Annotated in this window: 12 protein-coding genes, 3 tRNA genes and 1 pseudogene; 8 read left to right on the top strand and 8 right to left on the bottom strand. The window is 69.4% G+C overall.

Annotation, left to right across the window (positions count from 1 at the left end):
* Positions 1-109 precede the first annotated feature (109 nt).
* The gene (locus ACX80F_RS09200) at positions 110-2,134 is read right to left on the bottom strand and encodes an FAD/NAD(P)-binding protein (protein WP_459336074.1); all 2,025 of its coding nucleotides are present in this window, start codon (positions 2,132-2,134) and stop codon (positions 110-112) included.
* A gap of 87 nt (positions 2,135-2,221) precedes the next feature.
* On the opposite strand from ACX80F_RS09200, the gene ACX80F_RS09195 reads away from it, so the two are divergent.
* Together ACX80F_RS09195 and ACX80F_RS09190 are read left to right on the top strand one after the other, a co-directional pair.
* Positions 2,222-4,309 carry a prolyl oligopeptidase family serine peptidase gene (locus tag ACX80F_RS09195; RefSeq protein ID WP_459336073.1) on the top strand — a complete coding sequence of 696 codons (2,088 nt, stop codon included), beginning with the start codon at positions 2,222-2,224 and terminating at the stop codon, positions 4,307-4,309.
* A gap of 107 nt (positions 4,310-4,416) precedes the next feature.
* Positions 4,417-4,504, top strand: a tRNA-Ser gene (locus ACX80F_RS09190).
* A 108-nt stretch (positions 4,505-4,612) separates the two neighbouring features.
* Here the strand turns inward: ACX80F_RS09190 and ACX80F_RS09185 are convergent.
* Complete coding sequence (locus tag ACX80F_RS09185; protein ID WP_459336072.1) at positions 4,613-6,727, bottom strand: RecQ family ATP-dependent DNA helicase; 2,115 nt, start codon at positions 6,725-6,727, stop codon at positions 4,613-4,615.
* 48 nt (positions 6,728-6,775) lie between these two features.
* Here ACX80F_RS09185 and ACX80F_RS09180 point away from each other — a divergent pair, with 48 nt between their 5' ends.
* The gene (locus ACX80F_RS09180) at positions 6,776-8,227 is read left to right on the top strand and encodes a phosphomannomutase/phosphoglucomutase (protein ID WP_459336071.1); all 1,452 of its coding nucleotides are present in this window, start codon (positions 6,776-6,778) and stop codon (positions 8,225-8,227) included.
* 104 nt (positions 8,228-8,331) lie between these two features.
* Here ACX80F_RS09180 and ACX80F_RS09175 read toward each other — a convergent pair whose 3' ends face one another.
* Positions 8,332-10,173, bottom strand: a complete 1,842-nt coding sequence (locus tag ACX80F_RS09175; RefSeq protein WP_459336070.1) for a phosphoenolpyruvate carboxykinase (GTP) — start codon at positions 10,171-10,173, stop codon at positions 8,332-8,334.
* A 291-nt stretch (positions 10,174-10,464) separates the two neighbouring features.
* On the opposite strand from ACX80F_RS09175, the gene ACX80F_RS09170 reads away from it, so the two are divergent.
* Together ACX80F_RS09170 and ACX80F_RS09165 are read left to right on the top strand one after the other, a co-directional pair.
* Positions 10,465-10,540: transfer RNA gene (locus ACX80F_RS09170), tRNA-Arg, on the top strand.
* Positions 10,541-10,630: 90 nt separating this feature from the next.
* A complete protein-coding gene (locus ACX80F_RS09165; protein ID WP_459336069.1) occupies positions 10,631-12,049 on the top strand; it encodes a dihydrolipoyl dehydrogenase family protein in 1,419 nt (472 codons plus the stop codon).
* Positions 12,050-12,068: 19 nt separating this feature from the next.
* On the opposite strand, the gene ACX80F_RS09160 is transcribed toward ACX80F_RS09165, so the two are convergent.
* The 3 genes from ACX80F_RS09160 to upp form a co-directional block, all read right to left on the bottom strand.
* Positions 12,069-12,602 carry a SixA phosphatase family protein gene (locus ACX80F_RS09160; RefSeq protein ID WP_459336068.1) on the bottom strand — a complete coding sequence of 178 codons (534 nt, stop codon included), beginning with the start codon at positions 12,600-12,602 and terminating at the stop codon, positions 12,069-12,071.
* 35 nt (positions 12,603-12,637) lie between these two features.
* On the bottom strand, positions 12,638-13,450 hold the full coding sequence (locus ACX80F_RS09155; RefSeq protein ID WP_459336067.1) for a winged helix-turn-helix domain-containing protein: 813 nt from the start codon (positions 13,448-13,450) through the stop codon (positions 12,638-12,640).
* Between the two features lie 444 nt (positions 13,451-13,894).
* Positions 13,895-14,530 (bottom strand): uracil phosphoribosyltransferase, encoded by a 636-nt coding sequence (gene upp, locus ACX80F_RS09150; protein WP_043443215.1) that lies wholly within the window; start codon positions 14,528-14,530, stop codon positions 13,895-13,897.
* A gap of 23 nt (positions 14,531-14,553) precedes the next feature.
* Here upp and tadA point away from each other — a divergent pair, with 23 nt between their 5' ends.
* From tadA to ACX80F_RS09135, 3 genes are all read left to right on the top strand, one after another.
* Complete coding sequence (gene tadA, locus ACX80F_RS09145) at positions 14,554-15,048, top strand: tRNA adenosine(34) deaminase TadA (RefSeq protein ID WP_459336066.1); 495 nt, start codon at positions 14,554-14,556, stop codon at positions 15,046-15,048.
* Between the two features lie 49 nt (positions 15,049-15,097).
* The gene (locus ACX80F_RS09140; protein ID WP_459336065.1) at positions 15,098-15,586 is read left to right on the top strand and encodes a pyridoxamine 5'-phosphate oxidase family protein; all 489 of its coding nucleotides are present in this window, start codon (positions 15,098-15,100) and stop codon (positions 15,584-15,586) included.
* A 50-nt stretch (positions 15,587-15,636) separates the two neighbouring features.
* Positions 15,637-15,723, top strand: a tRNA-Ser gene (locus ACX80F_RS09135).
* Here the strand turns inward: ACX80F_RS09135 and ACX80F_RS09130 are convergent.
* Positions 15,705-16,016: pseudogene (locus tag ACX80F_RS09130) on the bottom strand (tyrosine-type recombinase/integrase); the annotation flags it as partial. The gene ACX80F_RS09135 and the pseudogene ACX80F_RS09130 sit on opposite strands and share 19 nt — an antisense overlap.
* Before the next feature lie 39 nt (positions 16,017-16,055).
* Positions 16,056-16,520 (bottom strand): GNAT family N-acetyltransferase, encoded by a 465-nt coding sequence (locus ACX80F_RS09125; protein ID WP_459336064.1) that lies wholly within the window; start codon positions 16,518-16,520, stop codon positions 16,056-16,058.
* Between the last annotated feature and the right edge of the window lie 244 nt (positions 16,521-16,764).

The raw sequence follows: 16,764 nt of genomic DNA, 5'->3' as shown, positions 1-16,764 counted from the left end.
GTCATTGAACCGTCGTCCTGCCTGGCCGGTCACATCGTCGTACGTCGCACGGCCTGGCTGCTGCCGCCGGCGGATCGGCGGGCGGGTCAGCCGGCGGGCAGCGTGCGGGTCAGCCTGCGGTCGAGGCCGCCTTCGCGTCGGCTATCGTCCGCTGCACGGACGACGGCGTGACGGCCTTCGGCATCCGTCCCGATGCCCTGTCGAGGACGGCGCCCGCGATCGTGTCGGCGTCGAGCAGTGTCCTGCTGCCGCCCTCCAGCGACGCACCCGCCTGGGCGGCGATGGCTATGCCCCACTGCACGGACGCGAGCTGGAGACCGATGACGAAGAGGGAGCCCTGCTCCCGGCCGGACCCGTCGACGGCCCGGTACGGCGGCGGGGTGACGTCCAGTCCGCTGGTCGTGACGGGTATGCCGGCCTCCCCGAGGAACGTCGCAGGCCGGACGATCCCGTCCCGCAGCATCTGGCGCATCAGCGGGGAGAGGCTCGTGGAGACCCGATTCGCCGGCATCATGGCCTCGACGAGATAGTTCGCCGTGAACGAGTCCCCCGAGACCCACGGCGAGGCCGCGCGGAACTGGCCGGAGTCCGGGTCGAACCCGAAACTCGGGTTCGGACCGACGAAGCGGACGATCCCGGCCCGCACGAGCGCGGCGAGCTGCGCGATGCGCAGCGGTGGCGGGCCACTCGCGAGACCCTCGACCAGCGGTTCGAACCACCCGCGCAGCTCGGCGTTCCACGACGCGACGGAGATCCCACCGTCCGCCACGACCTGCTTGATCACCGTGCGCCCGGCGTTCATGGCCCCGATCGCCATCTTGAGCGGGTCGTCCTCGCCCCGCGCCGATCCCGCGGCATCCGCGTCGAGATAGGCGAGCACTGCCGTGGTGAAGGCTGCGCCGTCCGCGAAGCGCCGTCCGGCGAAGGGGTGCGCAAGGGCTTCGACGTCGAGTCGCAGGTCCGCGGGCACCGCCCGCTCGACGGCGCGCGCTGCCGCGGCCTCCCAGCTCGGCCCGTCCGTCGCGAGGGCCGCGTCGAGGTCGGCGAGGAACGCCTCGGGCGGCGTGTGGAGCATGGCGGGCGCGGTGCGGCCGAGCGTCGAATAGTAGGCCCACAGCACGTCGCGATGCAGGAGGGGCCAGAGGTCGTGGTCGAAGCCGGGCTGGACGCCGGAGGCCCGGAACGCAAGGGCGCGGTCGAGCGTGCAGAAGCGCAGGACGACGCTGCGCGGGACGTACGAGTCGAGGGACGCCTTGGCACGGTAGGGGACGCCGCGCCGGGAGGCGGCCACGAGGCGGGGTTCCTTGCCGGACGGGGCGTACACGAGCCGCCCGTCGTCCCCGCTGACGAACCGTCCGCCGCGGCCCTCCGTCAGCTGGATCATGGCGTCGAAGAAGTTGAGCCCGAGCCCCCGGACCAGGACGGTCTTCCCCGCCGGAAGACGGTTCCACGAGACATCGGCGGGGACCGCGGGAGGCCAGTACTGCAGTCCGTGGCGTGCGGCGGCGTCCTGCAGCCGGCCCTGCTCCGGGGTCAGGGTCGCCGCGAGGTGGCCCAGCGCCAGGACGACCTCGTCGACGTCGAACCGGGAGCCGTCGTCGAGGGTGATCCGCCAATCCCGGCCGCCGTGTCGCGCCGCCGCGTTGCGGTGGAGGCCGACCGCCTCGTTGCGGTGGTGGACAACGGCGACGTTCGACGGCGCTGCCCGCACCACCTCACCGAACATCCAGGCGAGATACCGGCCGTAGAGGGCCCTGCTCGGGAAGTCCTGTGAGGCGAGTCCCGCGCACTCCGTGACGTCGTCGCCGTCGAGCCCCGGGACGAGGCCCGCGACCACGCGCTCGCGCCACGCGTCGAAGGACAGTCCGACGGGCGCCGGGGCGATGCCCCCGGCCGGAGCGCCGACCGGCACCACCGTCGGATACAGGCAGGGCGTGTTCATCAGGAAGAGCCGCGACTGGTCCGGGCGCCAGACATGGCCGGGCCCGGGGTCCTGCGGTTCGACGACGCGGATGACCAGCGCGGGAGCGGCCTCCCCGAGGGCCCGATGCCCGGCGATCAGCCGCTCCACCACTGAGGTGCCGCGGGGCCCACCGCCGATGACGGCGACCTGTCGTGCGTCCTGGATCTCCACCGGTCCAGAATATCCAACCCGGCTGCCGGGCCCGGTCCGGCGGAGGGATCCGGACGTGTATGGCATGCCCCTGCATAGGATGGGCATATGACCCTGCACACGGACAGCCGCGCCATGACGGACGACCCCTTCCTCTGGCTGGAGGACATCTACGGTGAGCGACCACTCGACTGGGTGCGCGCCGAGAACACCCTGACCGAGGGGTCACTCGTGACGCCGGACTTCGAGGTCCGCGAGCGCAGGCTCCTCGAGGTGCTCGACTCCACCGACCGCATCCCGATGGTGGGCAAGCACGGCGACTTCTACTACAACTTCTGGCGCGACGCGGAGCATCGGCAGGGCATCTGGCGCCGCACGAGCTGGGAGAGCTACACCTCCGAGGACCCGGCGTGGGAGCTCCTCCTCGACGTCGACGCCCTCAGCGCCGCCGAGGGAACGGAATGGGTCTGGGGCGGCGCGCTGTTCCTGAGGCCTCCGGAGGGCGAACCCCATACGCGGGTCCTCGTGGTGCTCTCCCCCGACGGCGGCGATGCAGCACGGTACCGCGAATTCGACCTCGGAGCGCTCGCCTTCGTGAACGGCGGATTCGACATCCCGGCGGCCAAGAGCCGCATCACGTGGGCGGGGCCGGACACCCTGTATGTCGGCACGGACTTCGGCCCGGGCTCCATGACCTCGAGCTCCTACCCGCGGACCGTCCGCACCCTGCAGCGCGGCGGCAGCCTGGACGGTGCCGAGGAATACTTCGACGTGGACGAGGACCACCTCACGGCCCTCGTCCTGCACGACTCCACACCCGGTTTCGTCCGCGACGTCGCCGTGGACACGATCGATTTCTACACGCGCCGCACCTACCTCCGGCGGGACGGGGCGTGGCTGCCGATCGATGTGCCGGAGGACGCGAGCATCTCCCTGCACCGCGAGTGGCTCATCGTGCGACCCCGCACGGACTGGACCGTCGACGGCGCCACCCACACCGCCGGTTCCCTCCTCGTCATCGGGCTCGAGACGTTCCTCGCCGGTGGGCGCTCCTTCGCCACCGTCTTCGCGCCGGACACATCGACGTCCCTGCAGTCCTGGAGCTGGACCCGCGACCACCTGCTGCTGAACCTGCTGCGCGATGTCTCCTCCGAGATCCGCATCCTCGATCCCGCGCAGGACTGGGCTGCGGAACTCCTCGACGCCTGTCCTCCGCTTCATACGGTGGACGCCTACGCCGTCGACGACGAGGACGACGCCGCCGGCAACGACTACTGGCTGATCGCCACCGGCTTCCTCACACCCTCGACCCTCTACCGCGGGACGATCGGCGGCGACCACACCGCGGTCAAGGCGTCACCGTCGTACTTCGACGAGGACCGCTTCGCCGTCGAGCAGCACTTCGCGGTCTCCCGTGACGGTACGCGGGTCCCCTACTTCCAGATCGCCGCGAAGGACCTCGTGCTCGACGGCGGCAACCCCACCCTGCTCTCCGGGTACGGCGGATTCGAGCACTCCATGACGCCGGCCTACAGCGGCGTGATCGGCCGCGGCTGGTTGGAGCGCGTCACCGACGACGGCCGCTCCGGCGTCTACGTCCTGGCGAACATCCGCGGCGGCGGCGAGTACGGCCCGGCGTGGCATCGCGCGGCCCTGCACGCCGACCGGCACCGCGCGTACGAGGACTTCGCGGCGATCGCGGAGGACCTGGTGCAGCGCGGCGTGACAGCGCCCGCGCTGCTGGGCTGCACCGGGCGGAGCAACGGCGGCCTGCTCGTGGGCAACATGCTCACCACCTATCCGCACCTGTTCGGCGCCGTCTCCTGCGGCGTCCCGCTGCTGGACATGCGCCGGTACACGAAGCTCTCCGCCGGCTACTCGTGGATCGCCGAGTACGGCGACCCGGACAAGCCCGAGGAATGGGAGTACGTCCGGACGTTCTCCCCGTACCACCTGCTGCGCGACGGCGTCGCCTACCCGAAGACCCTGATCTGGACGGCGACGAGCGACGATCGCGTAGGGCCGGTCCAGGCCCGCAAGATGGCAGCGCGGATGAAGGAGCTGGGCATCCGGGACGTCTGGTTCCACGAGGCCCTTGAAGGCGGGCATGCGGGGGCCTCGGACAACCGGCAGGCCGCCAGGATGCATGCCATGAGCTTCGAGTTCCTCTGGCGTGCCCTGACCGGCGCCCTCTGATCGGGGGCGGGCCGGCCAGGGCCCGCACCCGGACCGTCCGGGCCGGGGTCCTGTTTTGCTTGTGCCGACACCTTCCGGGTAGCCTTGGGACGCTAGCGATAGCCGATGGAGACGTGCCAGAGCGGCCGAATGGGCTTCACTGCTAATGAAGTGTGGGCCTAAAGCCTACCGGGGGTTCAAATCCCCCCGTCTCCGCGGGAAGAGCCCCTAGAAATAGGGGCTCTTTTGTCGTTCCCGCCCCGCTCCCTCTCCGCACGGCCCGGCAACGTCAGGAGCCGATGCGGGCCGGACGGAGCAGTCGCGCTAGGCCTTGAGCGCCAGCGCGAACGGCAGCACACCCGAGGCGCCGGCGGTGCGCAGCGCCCGCCCGGCCTCTGTGATGGTCCACCTGCTGTCGGCGAAGTCGTCGACGAGCAGCACCGGCCCCGGATTCTCCGCGAACCAGGCGGAACCGCCCTCGGGGACCGCGAAGTGGTCCCAGACCGCGGCGAGGCGGAAGGCGCTGTTGCCGCCGGGCTGCCCCTGCGGGAAGCCGTGCGGCGTGGCGAGCTGCCCGAGATAGGGGATGCGACCCACGCTGGCGAGTGCCGAGGCCAGCGACCCGATGAGCTGCGGACGCCGCCGGGACGGCACGCTGACTACGGCCACGGGCCGCTCGTCCCAGCCCCACTGGGCCAGCACGCGGACGACGGCCTCGACCACTGCCGGGTCGAGCGGTGCGTCGGGGGTCGCGTCCGCGAGGAGTTCGCGGAGCCTGTTGCCCCAGCCCAGGTCGGTCAGGCGGGCGAGGGCGCGGCCGGGGAGACTGACCTCGCCCGGCTTCAGCTTCCCCCTGAGCGGCACACCGAGCTTGTCCATGCCGGAGGGCCACTGGCCGCGGGGCTCGAGCTCCACCCCGACCCTGCTCAGGGCCTGGTTCGCGGAGTCGGACGCCTCGTGGGCCACCTCGTCCGAATACCAGGGGCCGGCGCAGTTGTCGCAGCGGCCGCAGGGGGTGGCAGCGGGGTCGTCGAGCGACCGCGAGAGGAACTCCATGCGGCAGGCCGAGGTGTTCTCGTAGTCGAGCATCGCCTTCTGTTCCACGACGCGTGCCTCGCTGATGCGGCGGTACCGCTCGGCGTCGTACTCCCACGTCGTGCCGGTGCCCTCCCACCCGCCGGTGACCTTGCGGACCGCGCCATCGACGTCGAGCACCTTCAGCAGCAGCTCGAGTGGCGAGCGCTTGAGGTTCACCCGCGTCTCGAGGGCGGGGGTGGAGAGCACGACACCGGGCTGGAGTGCCTCGATCACCCGGAGGGCGGCGTCCTGGGACGGCATCGACGCGGTGGCGAAGTACTCCCAGATGTCGCGGTCCTCCGCACCGGGCAGCAGCAGGACGTCGGCGTTCGGCGTCCCGCGCCCGGCGCGGCCGACCTGCTGGTAGTAGGCGACAGGGGACGAGGGCGCCCCGAGATGTACCACGAACCCGAGGTCGGGCTTGTCGAAGCCCATGCCCAGGGCGCTCGTGGCCACCAGTGCCTTCACCTCGTTGTTCTTGAGGGCTGCCTCCGCGGCCTCGCGGTCGGCCGGATCCGTTCGTCCCGTGTAGGCGCGAACCGTGTGGCCGTTCTCGCGCAGGAGCCGGGCCGTGTCCTCCGCGGCGGAGACCGTGAGGGCGTAGATGATGCCACTCCCGGGCAGGTCCGAGAGGTGGGTGAGGAGCCAGGCGAGGCGGGACCGCGGACTCGGCAGCCGCAGCACGCCGAGCCGCAGGGACTTCCGGGCGAGCTCGCCGCGCAGCGTGAACACGTCGGTGCCACCCGCGCCCAGCTGCTCCTCGACGTCCTTCACCACGCGCGAGTTGGCGGTCGCCGTGGTGGCCAGCACGGGAACCCCGGCGGGCAGGCCCAGAATCAGTTCGCGCAGGCGCCGGTAGTCCGGCCGGAAGTCGTGCCCCCAGTCGGAGATGCAGTGGGCCTCGTCGATCACGAGCAGGCCCGTCCGCCGGATGAGCTCCGGGAGGTGCTGCTCCCTGAAGGACGGATTGTTGAGGCGCTCCGGTGAGACGAGGAGGACGTCCACCTCGTTGGCCTCCAGCTTCGCGGTGATGTCCTGCCACTCGGTCTGGTTGGCGGAATTGATGGCTTCCGCGCGGACACCTGCCCTCGCCGCGGCCGCGACCTGGTCCCGCATGAGCGCGAGGAGCGGCGAGACGATCAGGGTGGGGCCCGCACCGCGCGCCCGCAGGAGCAGGCTCGCGACGAAGTACACCGCAGACTTGCCCCACCCGGTCCGCTGCACCACCAGGGCGCGTCGGCCACCCTCCACGAGCGCCTCGATGGCCTCGAACTGTCCGTCGTGGAACCGTGCGTCCGGCGACCCGACGAGGGTGGTCAGGATCTCGGTGGCTTGCTCGTTCAGCGTGGTGGTCGGTGACATCTTCCCAGTATCCCAGCCGCCTCCCCCACCCGCCGTGGTGCAACGGCTATGTGCACAATCGCCGCTCCGGCACCACCCGATACACTTCGAGACGTGACTACAACCTTCGATCTTTCTGCATCCTTCAAGGCCTATGACGTCCGCGGCATCGTCGGCGAGACCATCACGGTGGACTCCGTCCGGGCGGTCGGAGCGGCCTTCGTCGACTCGTTGGAGCTGGCGGGCGAGACGATTCTCGTCGGCGGGGACATGCGCCCGTCGTCGCCCGAGTTCTCGAAGGCCTTCGCCGAGGGCGCCACCCGCCGTGGGGCGAACGTGGTCTACCTCGACCTCATCTCCACCGACGAGCTCTACTACGCCAGCGGCACCCTGGATGCGGCCGGCGTGACGTTCACCGCCAGCCACAACCCCGCCCAGTACAACGGCATGAAGATGACACGCCCCGGCGCCATCCCCGTGTCCTCGGAGACCGGCCTGAAGGATGTGCAGGAGCGCGCCGAACGCTACCTCGCCGATGGTTCGATCCCCGCCGTCGCGGTGCAGGGCACCACGGGAGTGCGCGACGTCCTCGAGGAGTACTCGCGGTTCCTGCGCGCCCAGGTGGACCTCTCGTCGTCGCGCCCGCTCACGATGGTGGTCGACGCCGGCAACGGCATGGCGGGCCTGACCACCCCCGCCGTCCTCGGCGACAAGATCCTTCCCGCCCTGCCGTTCGAGATCGTGCCCCTCTACTTCGAGCTCGACGGCTCGTTCCCCAACCACCCGGCCAATCCGCTCGAACCGGAGAACCTCCGCGACCTCCAGGCCGCCGTCGTCGAGCACGGCGCGGACATCGGTATCGCGTTCGACGGCGACGCCGACCGCTGCTTCATCATCGACGAGCGCGGCGAGCCCGTCTCCCCCAGCGCGATCACGGCGATGGTCGCCCGCCGCGAGATCGCCCGCGCGCAGGCCGCCGGCGAGGCCGAGCCCGTGATCATCCACAACCTCATCACCTCCCGTGCGGTGCCGGAACTCATCAGGCACGACGGCGGCCGCCCGGTGCGCACGCGCGTAGGCCACTCCTTCATCAAGGACATCATGGCCAAGGAGGGTGCCGTGTTCGGCGGCGAGCACTCCGCCCACTACTACTTCCGGGATTTCTGGAACGCCGACACGGGGATGCTCGCCGCGATGCACGTCCTCGCGGCCCTCGGCGAGCAGGACGGCCCGCTCTCGGAGCTCGGTCGCGAGTACGAGCCCTACTTCTCCTCGGGCGAGGTCAACTCGAAGGTCGAGGACCTCCCGGCGGCCATCGCCCGGGCGCGCGTCGAGTTCGAGCAGGACGGGGTGGTCGTCGACGACCTCGACGGGCTGACCTTCACCCCGGACCATGGCAACTGGTGGTTCAACCTGCGCCCCTCGAACACGGAGCCGTACCTCCGACTCAACGCCGAGGCCGTGGACCCGGAGACCCTCCAGGACCTCGTGCACCGCGTCCTCGCGGTCATCCGCGACTGAGTCCCCCGATCGGCTCCGGCCGAGAACGCACGCGTGGCGGGTCCCGTCGCTCGGGACCCGCCACAGGTGCGCACGTCAGGGGCCGATGTGGTCGGCTCCTGACGTCAGTGCGCGGACATCCGTTCCTTCAGGGAGTCCAGCTCGGCGCGCAGCGCGTCCGGGAGCGAGTCCCCGAACCTGGCGTACCACTCCTCGATCGAGGCGAGCTCGACGTCCCATTCCTCACGGTCGACATGCACGGCGGCGTCCACCTCGGCCGGCGTCATGTCCAACCCGGTCAGGTCGAGCGCCTCCCCCGTGGGCACGAAGCCGATCGGGGTCTCGACGGCGTCCGCCGTGCCCTCCAGCCGCTCGATGACCCACTTGAGCACCCGCGAGTTGTCGCCGAAGCCCGGCCAGGCGAAACCGCCGGACGCCGTGCGGCGGAACCAGTTGACGAGGAAGATCTTCGGCAGGCGCGCCTGGTCGGCGGCGGCGCTGAGGGTGAGCCAGTGGCGGAGGTAGTCACCGGCGTCGTAGCCCATGAAGGGCAGCATGGCCATGGGGTCGCGGCGAACGCGGCCCACCTCCCCCGCAGCGGCAGCCGTGGTCTCCGAGGACAGCGTCGACCCCATGAAGATGCCGTTCGCCCAGCTGCGGGACTGCGTGACGAGGGGGACCGTCGTCTTGCGGCGTCCGCCGAAGAGGATGGCGGAGAGTTCGACGCCGTCGGGCCGGTTGAACTCCTCGGCGAGCATGTCGATCTGGTCGATCGGCGTGCAGAACCGGGCGTTCGGGTGCGCGGCGGTGTGATCCATGTCCGGCGTCCAGTCACGGCCCTGCCAGTCCGTGAGGTGAGCCGGCACCTCCTCGGTCATGCCCTCCCACCAGACGCCGCCGTCGTCCGTGAGGGCCACGTTGGTGAAGACCGAGTTGCCCTTGGCGATGGCACGCATGGCGTTCGGGTTCGTGTGCCAGCCGGTGCCCGGAGCGACACCGAAGAGGCCCGCCTCGGGATTGACGGCCCGCAGCTCGCCCTCCTTGCCGAAGCGCATCCAGGTGATGTCGTCGCCCAGCGTCTCGACCTTCCAGCCGTCGATCGTGGGATCGAGCAGGGCGAGGTTCGTCTTGCCGCACGCCGAGGGGAACGCCGCGGAGAGGTAGTAGGTCCTGTCCTGGGGTGAGGTGAGCTTCAGGATCAGCATGTGCTCGGCCAGCCAGCCCTCGTCGCGGGCCATGACGGAGGCAATCCGCAGCGCGTAGCACTTCTTGCCCAGCAGGGCGTTGCCGCCGTAGCCCGAGCCGAAGGACCAGATGGAACGCTCCTCCGGGAAGTGGACGATCCACTTGTCCTCGTTGCAGGGCCACGGGACGTCGGCCTCTCCCTCGGCGAGGGGTGCGCCGAGCGAATGGAGCGCGGGTACGAACGCGGCGTCGAGTTCGGTCATGCGCTCCAGGACGGGGGTGCCGATCGTCGCCATGATGCGCATGGACGTGACCACGTAGGCGCTGTCGGTGATCTCGACCCCGAACTTGGGGTCTTCGGCGTCGAGGTGGCCCATGACGAAGGGGATGACGTACATGGTGCGGCCCCGCATGGCACCGGTGAACAGGCCCGTGAGCTTCGCCTTCATCTCCGCCGGATCCATCCAGTTGTTCGTGAAGCCCGCTTCCCGCTCGTCGGCGGAGCAGATGAAGGTCTGCTCCTCCACCCGGGCGACGTCGCGCGGATCCGAGAACGCCGCGAAGGAGTTGGGGAAGATCTCGGGGTTGAGCCGGATGAACGTCCCGCTCTCGACCAGCCCGTCCGTGAGACGCCGGTTCTCGGCCTCCGACCCGTCAACCCAGACGACGTCGTCGGGTTGCGTCAGCTGCCGCACCTCCTCGACCCAGGCGAGCAGGGCCTGGTGGGTGGTCGGCGCAGTGGGGGGTGTGTCGACCGTGAGCTGCCGTACGGGATCGCCCATTACTCTTCCCTTCATTGGGTGGCTGGTGTTTACCGATGCTAGGGGCGCGGTATTTCGTGCAAGGGTCCGATCGACGGAGCGCCCGGCCCACCGGGGGGACGTTCCGCGCCAGTGAGCCGATGTCCAGCGCTTACGTTACGCCTTGGTGTGACAAAGGTCACCTAGACCGGTCTAGTATCACAACAAGGGACGAGCTGATTAGGCGCCTCCGCCAATCCGCGCTAGAGTTATTTACGGCCAAACGGCCAGCTTGTAGAACTCATCCGCACTGCGGATCGATGGACTACGGATGCGTGCGTAGCTCAACGGATAGAGCATCTGACTACGGATCAGAAGGTTGGGGGTTCGAATCCCTTCGCGCGCACCACGGTCGACACAGACCCGAAAGGCCCCGACTCCGGTCGGGGCCTTTCGCGTTGAGGTTGCCCGGCGCCGGAACGGGTGGAAGGCTCAGGCCATGAGCGAACCGCAGAGTATCGATGTCATCGTGATCGGCGCCGGCGCCGTCGGAGAGAACGTGGCGGGGCGGGTGGTCGAGCGCGGCCTCTCCGCGGTCCTCGTCGAGTCCGACCTCATCGGGGGTGAATGCTCCTACTGGGCCTGCATGCCCTCCAAGGCCCTCCTCCGTCCGGGCACCGTCCTGAATGCGGCACGCGGTGTGGCGGGCGCCCGCGAAGCGGTCACGGGGGAACTCGACCCGGCGCAGGTGCTCGAGCGCCGCACCTCCTTCACCTCCGACTGGGACGACTCCTCGCAGGAGGAATGGGTCACCTCGGCGGGCATCATCCTGGAACGCGGCTGGGCGAAGGTCACGGGTGACCGCGAGGTCGCCATCAGCCACGACGACGGATCCGGGACCACCTACCGCGCGAGGCACGCCGTCGTGCTCGCGACGGGCTCGACGCCGACCGTCCCGCCGATCGACGGACTCGCCGACCTCGACTACTGGACCACCCGGGAGGCGACCTCCGCGCGGGAGGTCCCCGCGAGCCTCGCCGTCCTCGGGGGCGGCGTGGCCGGCGTCGAACTGGCCCAGGCCTATGCGCGGCTCGGCGCGGAGGTGACCGTCGTCGCCCGCAGCGGGATCCTCGGCAACTACCCGAAGGAAGCCTCGGACCTCGTCCTCGACGCGCTCCGTGGTGAAGGACTGACCATCCTGACGGACACCGCGACGAACGCCGTGAAGCAGGAGGACGGGACGTTCGTGCTCGACGTCGGGGACGGCGGGACCGTCACGGCGGAGAAGCTCCTCGTCTCGACCGGACGGCACCCGCACACCTCCGGCCTCGGGCTCGAGGACATCGGCCTGGACCCGAAGACACTGACCCGGGACGACACCGGGCGCGTGTCCGACGCCGGGGGCTGGCTCTACGCCGTCGGCGACGCGGGCGGAGTGGTCCAGCTGACGCACCAGGGGAAGTACGAGGCGCGCTCCACCGCCGACGCCATCGCGGCACGCGCCCGGGGAGACCTCGGCGACACCGCCGGGGACTGGAGCACCTACGCGTCGACGGCGGACCGCGTCGCCGTCCCCCAGGTGGTGTTCACCGACCCCGAGATCGCCATGGTGGGCCGTACCCTCGAGCAGGCACGGGAGGACGGCGTCAACGCCTCCGAAACGTCCCTCGAGATAGCCGTCGCCGGATCCGCCCTCCACTCCGACGGCTACAAGGGGTGGGCGCAGATGGTGGTCGACGAGGACAGGAAGGTGCTCGTCGGTGTTACCTTCGCCGGACCCGAGGTGTCCGAGATGCTGCACGCCGCCACGATCGCGATCGTCGGGGAGGTACCGCTCGACCGCCTGTGGCATGCTGTGCCCGCCTACCCCACCGTGAGCGAGGTGTGGCTGCGCCTGCTCGAGAAGTACGGACTGTGAGCGGGCGGGCCGGACCCGATCAGCGGAGCGTCGAGGCCCGGCGCACCACGAAGTCCGTGACGTCGGCGTCGCGCCCGTCGAGTTCCGCCCAGGGTCCGTCGAACGTCATGACGGTGAGGCCCGACGTCGGGTAGTCCGTGGCGAGGTCCATGACCGCGCGCTCGCTGGAGCGGACCGAGGCCAGGCGCATCGCGAGCTCCTGGATGCCGGGATTGTGCCCGATGACGAGCAGGCTCGTCACGGTCTGCGGCACGTGGTTGATGAGGGTGAGGATCTCCGAGGGACGGGCCGCGTAGAGCTCGTCCTCCAGCTTCGGCGTGGGCGCCTTGTCCCCCAGCTCCTTGCACACCCAGGTGCACGTCTGGCGGGTCCGCAGGGCCGTGGAGACGAGGATGAAGTCGGGGACGGCGTCGTGCTCCACCATCCAGCGCCCTACGAGGGGGGCATCGGCGTGGCCGCGGGAGCTCAGCGACCGCTCGTGGTCGGGAACCCCCTCCCCGAACTCGGCCTTGGCGTGTCGCAGCAGCATGAGTCGTTTCAGGTGGGCGGCCATCCTCGCAGTCTAGGGGTTCCCCGTCGCCCGGCAGCCTAGATGGAGTATTCGGGAGCGGCCCAGACCACGACCTCGGGGTGGTCGTAGAAACGGTAGCCCTGACCACGCACGGTGCGCACGGTGTTGGCGAGGCGGCCGAGCTTCGAGCGCAGCCGCCGGATGTGCACGTCGATGGTGCGCTCGTTCGGCACCTCGTCGGCGTTCCGCCAGAGGCCGCTGAGGAGTTCCTCCCGGCCCACGGTGCGGGTGGCGTTCTCCACGAGGTAGTTCAGGAGCTCGAACTCCTTGAACGTGAGGTTCAGCGTCTCCCCGTCGAGGTGCACCTCACGGCGCGACAGGTCGATGAGCACACCCGTGGGCCGGGACTGCTGCGTCCGGGACGGTGCGGGTGCCGCTTCGGGGCGGGCACGACGGGCGACGGTCGGATCGCCCAGCGCGGCACGGACGACGTCGATGTCCGATCCGGGAGCATCTGCCGGGGCGAGGGCGACGGCCGCATGGCTCTCGGCGGTCGGCACGAGCGAGCGCACATAGGCCCGCACGTCCTGCGCCAGTTTGGTGAAGGTGGTGCCCGCCGCGGCAGCGGTGGCCTCGTCGAGGGCCACGTAGAGCACGAAGCCCCGCGCGGCGGTGTCACCCGTGACCGCCTGGGGGCCCGGCACACCGTTGGGTGCGACGACGGGGACGGGGGCCGTCATGGCTGAGGCAGTCTCTCCGGGTACGGCCTGCAGGCGGGACTGGGCCGGAGGCTGTACAGGACCGGGAAGGGGGTGTCCGAAGGACGGACGCGCCTGGCGGTTCTGGGGGGAGCGGAGGGAGATGTGGACGTAACCCGGATTTACTGACATGGAACCAACCTCGTGAAGTGTGCCGTCATCACGGCTCGAATGCGGGATGTGCCCGGTCGGGATGAAGAGGATGCCCGCCGTTGGGCTTGAGTGTGCGTAAGAGGGTGGGGTGCGACCGTTACGCGTGCATTCGACGACAGCAGAGATCAACGCCGGACAGGATGCCCGGGGAGGAAACGGTGGCTGCACATGCGAGTGAAGGGGTGTTCACGTGACGAATTATTGCACGTAACAATTGGCTACGCACAAGTAACAAAGACCGATAGTCCAGCATGCGGACAGATGGCCGTGAGACGGACAGCATCGCGACACGCATGATGACGGGAGATTTGCGCAGCTCGTCCAACGACCGACCCGCTTTCGGACGATGTGTCCACGCGCAAGCCCTCAGGAGTGCCGGCCGCCGGGCACGCCGAACGGTCAGGAGACGAAGCGGCGGGGGTGCTAGCCGACGACGCCGTAGAGGCGGTCGCCGGCGTCGCCGAGACCCGGGACGATGTACGACTTCTCGTCGAGCCGCTCGTCGATCGAGGCCAGGACGATCGTGACATTGCGGCCCTCGAGCTCCTCCTGCAGCGTGGCAAGGCCTTCAGGTGCGGCGAGCAGGCAGATGCAGGTGATGTCGGCGGCTCCGCGGGCGAAGAGGAACTTGATGGCCTCGCGGAGGGTGCCTCCCGTGGCGAGCATCGGATCGAGCACGAAGACCTGGCGTCCGGTGAGGTCGTCCGGCAGTCGCTCGGCGTAGGTGATGGCCTCGAGCGTTTCCTCGTTGCGAGCCATTCCGAGGAAACCCACCTCGGCGGTCGGCACGAGGCGCGTCATGCCTTCGAGCATCCCGAGGCCGGCGCGGAGGATGGGGACCACGAGGGGGGTGGGCTTCACGAGTCCCACGCCTTCGGTCTTCGTGACGGGCGTCTCGATGGACACGGTCTCCACGCGGACATCACGCGTGGCCTCGTAGGCCAGCAGGGTGACGAGTTCCTCGGTGAGGAGGCGGAACACCGGCGACGACGTGTCCTTGTCCCGGAGAACCGTGAGTTTGTGGGCTACCAGGGGGTGGTCGACTACCAGTACACGCATGCCTCAAAAGTACCATTGGAGCCATGTCCTCCTCCGTCGTCCCCGTCCTCCCCGAGCACCGGGCATGGATGGGGCTGGCGCTGGACGCGGCCGCGCGGACGCGGGCGAGTGCGGACGTTCCGATCGGCGCCGTCGTCGTCGGGCCCGACGGCGACGTGGTGGGCACGGGCTGGAACCAGCGGGAGGAACTCGGGGACCCGACGGCGCACGCCGAAGTACAGGCCATCCGCGCCGCCTCCGCACGCCTCGGCAGCTGGAGACTCGAGGGCTGCACCCTGGTGGTGACACTCGAACCGTGCGCCATGTGCGCCGGTGCCTCCGTCCTGGCCCGGGTCCCCCGCGTGGTCTTCGGGGCCTGGGACGAGAAGGCGGGGGCGTCGGGGTCGGTGTTCGACGTGCTGCGCGAGGGCCGGTTGAACCACTGGACCGAGGTCTTCGCCGGGATCCGCGAGGAGGAGTGCGCCGCCCTCCTCAAGGAGTTCTTCGCCACACAGCGGTCCGGTTCCAGCTCCCGGTGATCCTGCGTAGGCTGAGAAAATCCGCAGCATCCCTCACGAAGGAGTAGACGTGGCAGATCAGCAGGACGGCTTGAAAGAAGTACAGGACATCCTCGGCAAGACCGACATCGCGATCCTCACCACGGTGAGCCTCGACGGGCAGCTCGTGAGCAGGCCCCTCGCGCTCCAGGCGAAGGACTTCGACGGCGACCTCTGGTTCTTCACCGAGGACCCCTCCTCCAAGGCCGACGAGATCCGCGCCAACCCGCAGGTCAACGTCTCCGCGAGCACGGGCAAGGGCTACGTGTCCATTGCGGGCACGGCCACCCTGACGACGGACCAGGCGAAGATCGACGAGCTGTGGGGGCCATCCGTGTCCGCGTGGTTCGAGAACGGCCGCGAGGATCCCGCCGTCGCCCTCATCCACGTCGACGCGGACACCGCCGAGTACTGGTCGATGGACGCGCCGCGCGTCGTCTCCGCCGTGAAGATGGTCAAGGGCCTCGTGACGGGCTCGAAGCCGGACTCGGGCAAGAACGACGTCGTCGACCTCCCCTAGTACCCAGCGTTTTGGGTGTTAGGCCGCGCACCCGGTAACGTAGTGGCGTTGGTGACGTGTCCGAGCGGCCGAAGGTGCAACACTCGAAATGTTGTTTGGTGTAAAAGCCAACGTGGGTTCAAATCCCACCGTCACCGCGGTGAGAAAGGCCCCTACTTCCCAGTAGTACCAAGGGAAGTAGGGGCCTTTCGCTTATCCGGATTCGGGCCGTGCCCACAACGTGCCCACCCGCCGCTGAAACAGCGTGATCAAGCGCGTCCGGAACGCTGTCCGGGTCGCCGTCGAACAGGTCCGCGTAAACGTCCGAAGTCATCGCCGCGGAGCTGTGCCCGAGCATCCACTGCACTGCTCTTACGTTGGTCCCGGCTGACACGGCGAAGCGTGCCGCTGAGTGCCGGAGGCCGTGAGGTGTGATCCTCGGGACGCCGGCCCGCTGAACAGCCCCCGCAACACCCGTTGAGGGATCCGCTTACGGGAATACTTTCTCTCGGATACTGAGGTCCTTGAAGGCGACCACCTCTCCGAAGAGTTCCTCTCCGGTGGGCACGAAACCGAGCTTGAGGTAGAACCCTTCCGGCCCATGTTCGCCGCGCTCCCACAGAACGGAAATACGTTCTACGCCGCGGGCACGCGCCTCCTCCTCCAGGGCACTCACGGCAAACCGTCCCACCCCGCGCCCTTGGGCGAACGCAGCAACATTGAGGCGCCAGATGCCCGCACGGAATGCATCGAGGTCGTTGCCGGGATCGAAATTGCCCATGATGAAAGCCAACACGTCGTCGCCGTCCACCACGAGTCGTGGCCAGGCCGTAGGGGTCACATACGCTTCGGCGATCGACTGCACAACCGGGGCAACGAACGCTTCCTGCTCGGGCCGAAGCGTGATGCCGACAGCCTTACCGAGGTTCTCCGGAGTCAGGGAGGCAAGTTCCATGCACCGACGATAGGCGCCGTTGCGGTCATCCCCGGTCCTGATTCAGAGCTGATCACACGCGCACCGAATCATCCTCTACCGGACGTCTTTCCTGGTGGCTGGCACACCGGGCGAATGGCCTTCGATCGTTTCCCGATCCGACGACTGACCGACTCGAACTCGGTCCGGCCACCGTCCTGGTCGGTGAGAACGGGTCAGGGACACTCTCCGTCATCGAGGCGATTGCGTTGGCGGACGGGCTGTC

This window comes from Arthrobacter sp. TMS2-4 (assembly GCF_054511075.1).
Note: the sequence above shows the minus strand (reverse complement) of the source record. Positions and strands in the feature narration are given on the sequence as shown.

What these genes read in the sequence shown, in the direction of transcription:
- ACX80F_RS09195 (WP_459336073.1), top strand. Translation starts at nt 2,222, where the DNA reads ATGACCCTGCACACGGACAGCCGCGCCATGACGGACGACCCCTTCCTC.
- ACX80F_RS09185 (WP_459336072.1), bottom strand. Translation starts at nt 6,727, where the DNA reads ATGTCACCGACCACCACGCTGAACGAGCAAGCCACCGAGATCCTGACC.
- ACX80F_RS09180 (WP_459336071.1), top strand. Translation starts at nt 6,776, where the DNA reads ATGTGCACAATCGCCGCTCCGGCACCACCCGATACACTTCGAGACGTG.
- ACX80F_RS09175 (WP_459336070.1), bottom strand. Translation starts at nt 10,173, where the DNA reads ATGGGCGATCCCGTACGGCAGCTCACGGTCGACACACCCCCCACTGCG.
- ACX80F_RS09165 (WP_459336069.1), top strand. Translation starts at nt 10,631, where the DNA reads ATGAGCGAACCGCAGAGTATCGATGTCATCGTGATCGGCGCCGGCGCC.
- ACX80F_RS09160 (WP_459336068.1), bottom strand. Translation starts at nt 12,602, where the DNA reads ATGGCCGCCCACCTGAAACGACTCATGCTGCTGCGACACGCCAAGGCC.
- ACX80F_RS09155 (WP_459336067.1), bottom strand. Translation starts at nt 13,450, where the DNA reads ATGTCAGTAAATCCGGGTTACGTCCACATCTCCCTCCGCTCCCCCCAG.
- upp (WP_043443215.1), bottom strand. Translation starts at nt 14,530, where the DNA reads ATGCGTGTACTGGTAGTCGACCACCCCCTGGTAGCCCACAAACTCACG.
- tadA (WP_459336066.1), top strand. Translation starts at nt 14,554, where the DNA reads ATGTCCTCCTCCGTCGTCCCCGTCCTCCCCGAGCACCGGGCATGGATG.
- ACX80F_RS09125 (WP_459336064.1), bottom strand. Translation starts at nt 16,520, where the DNA reads ATGGAACTTGCCTCCCTGACTCCGGAGAACCTCGGTAAGGCTGTCGGC.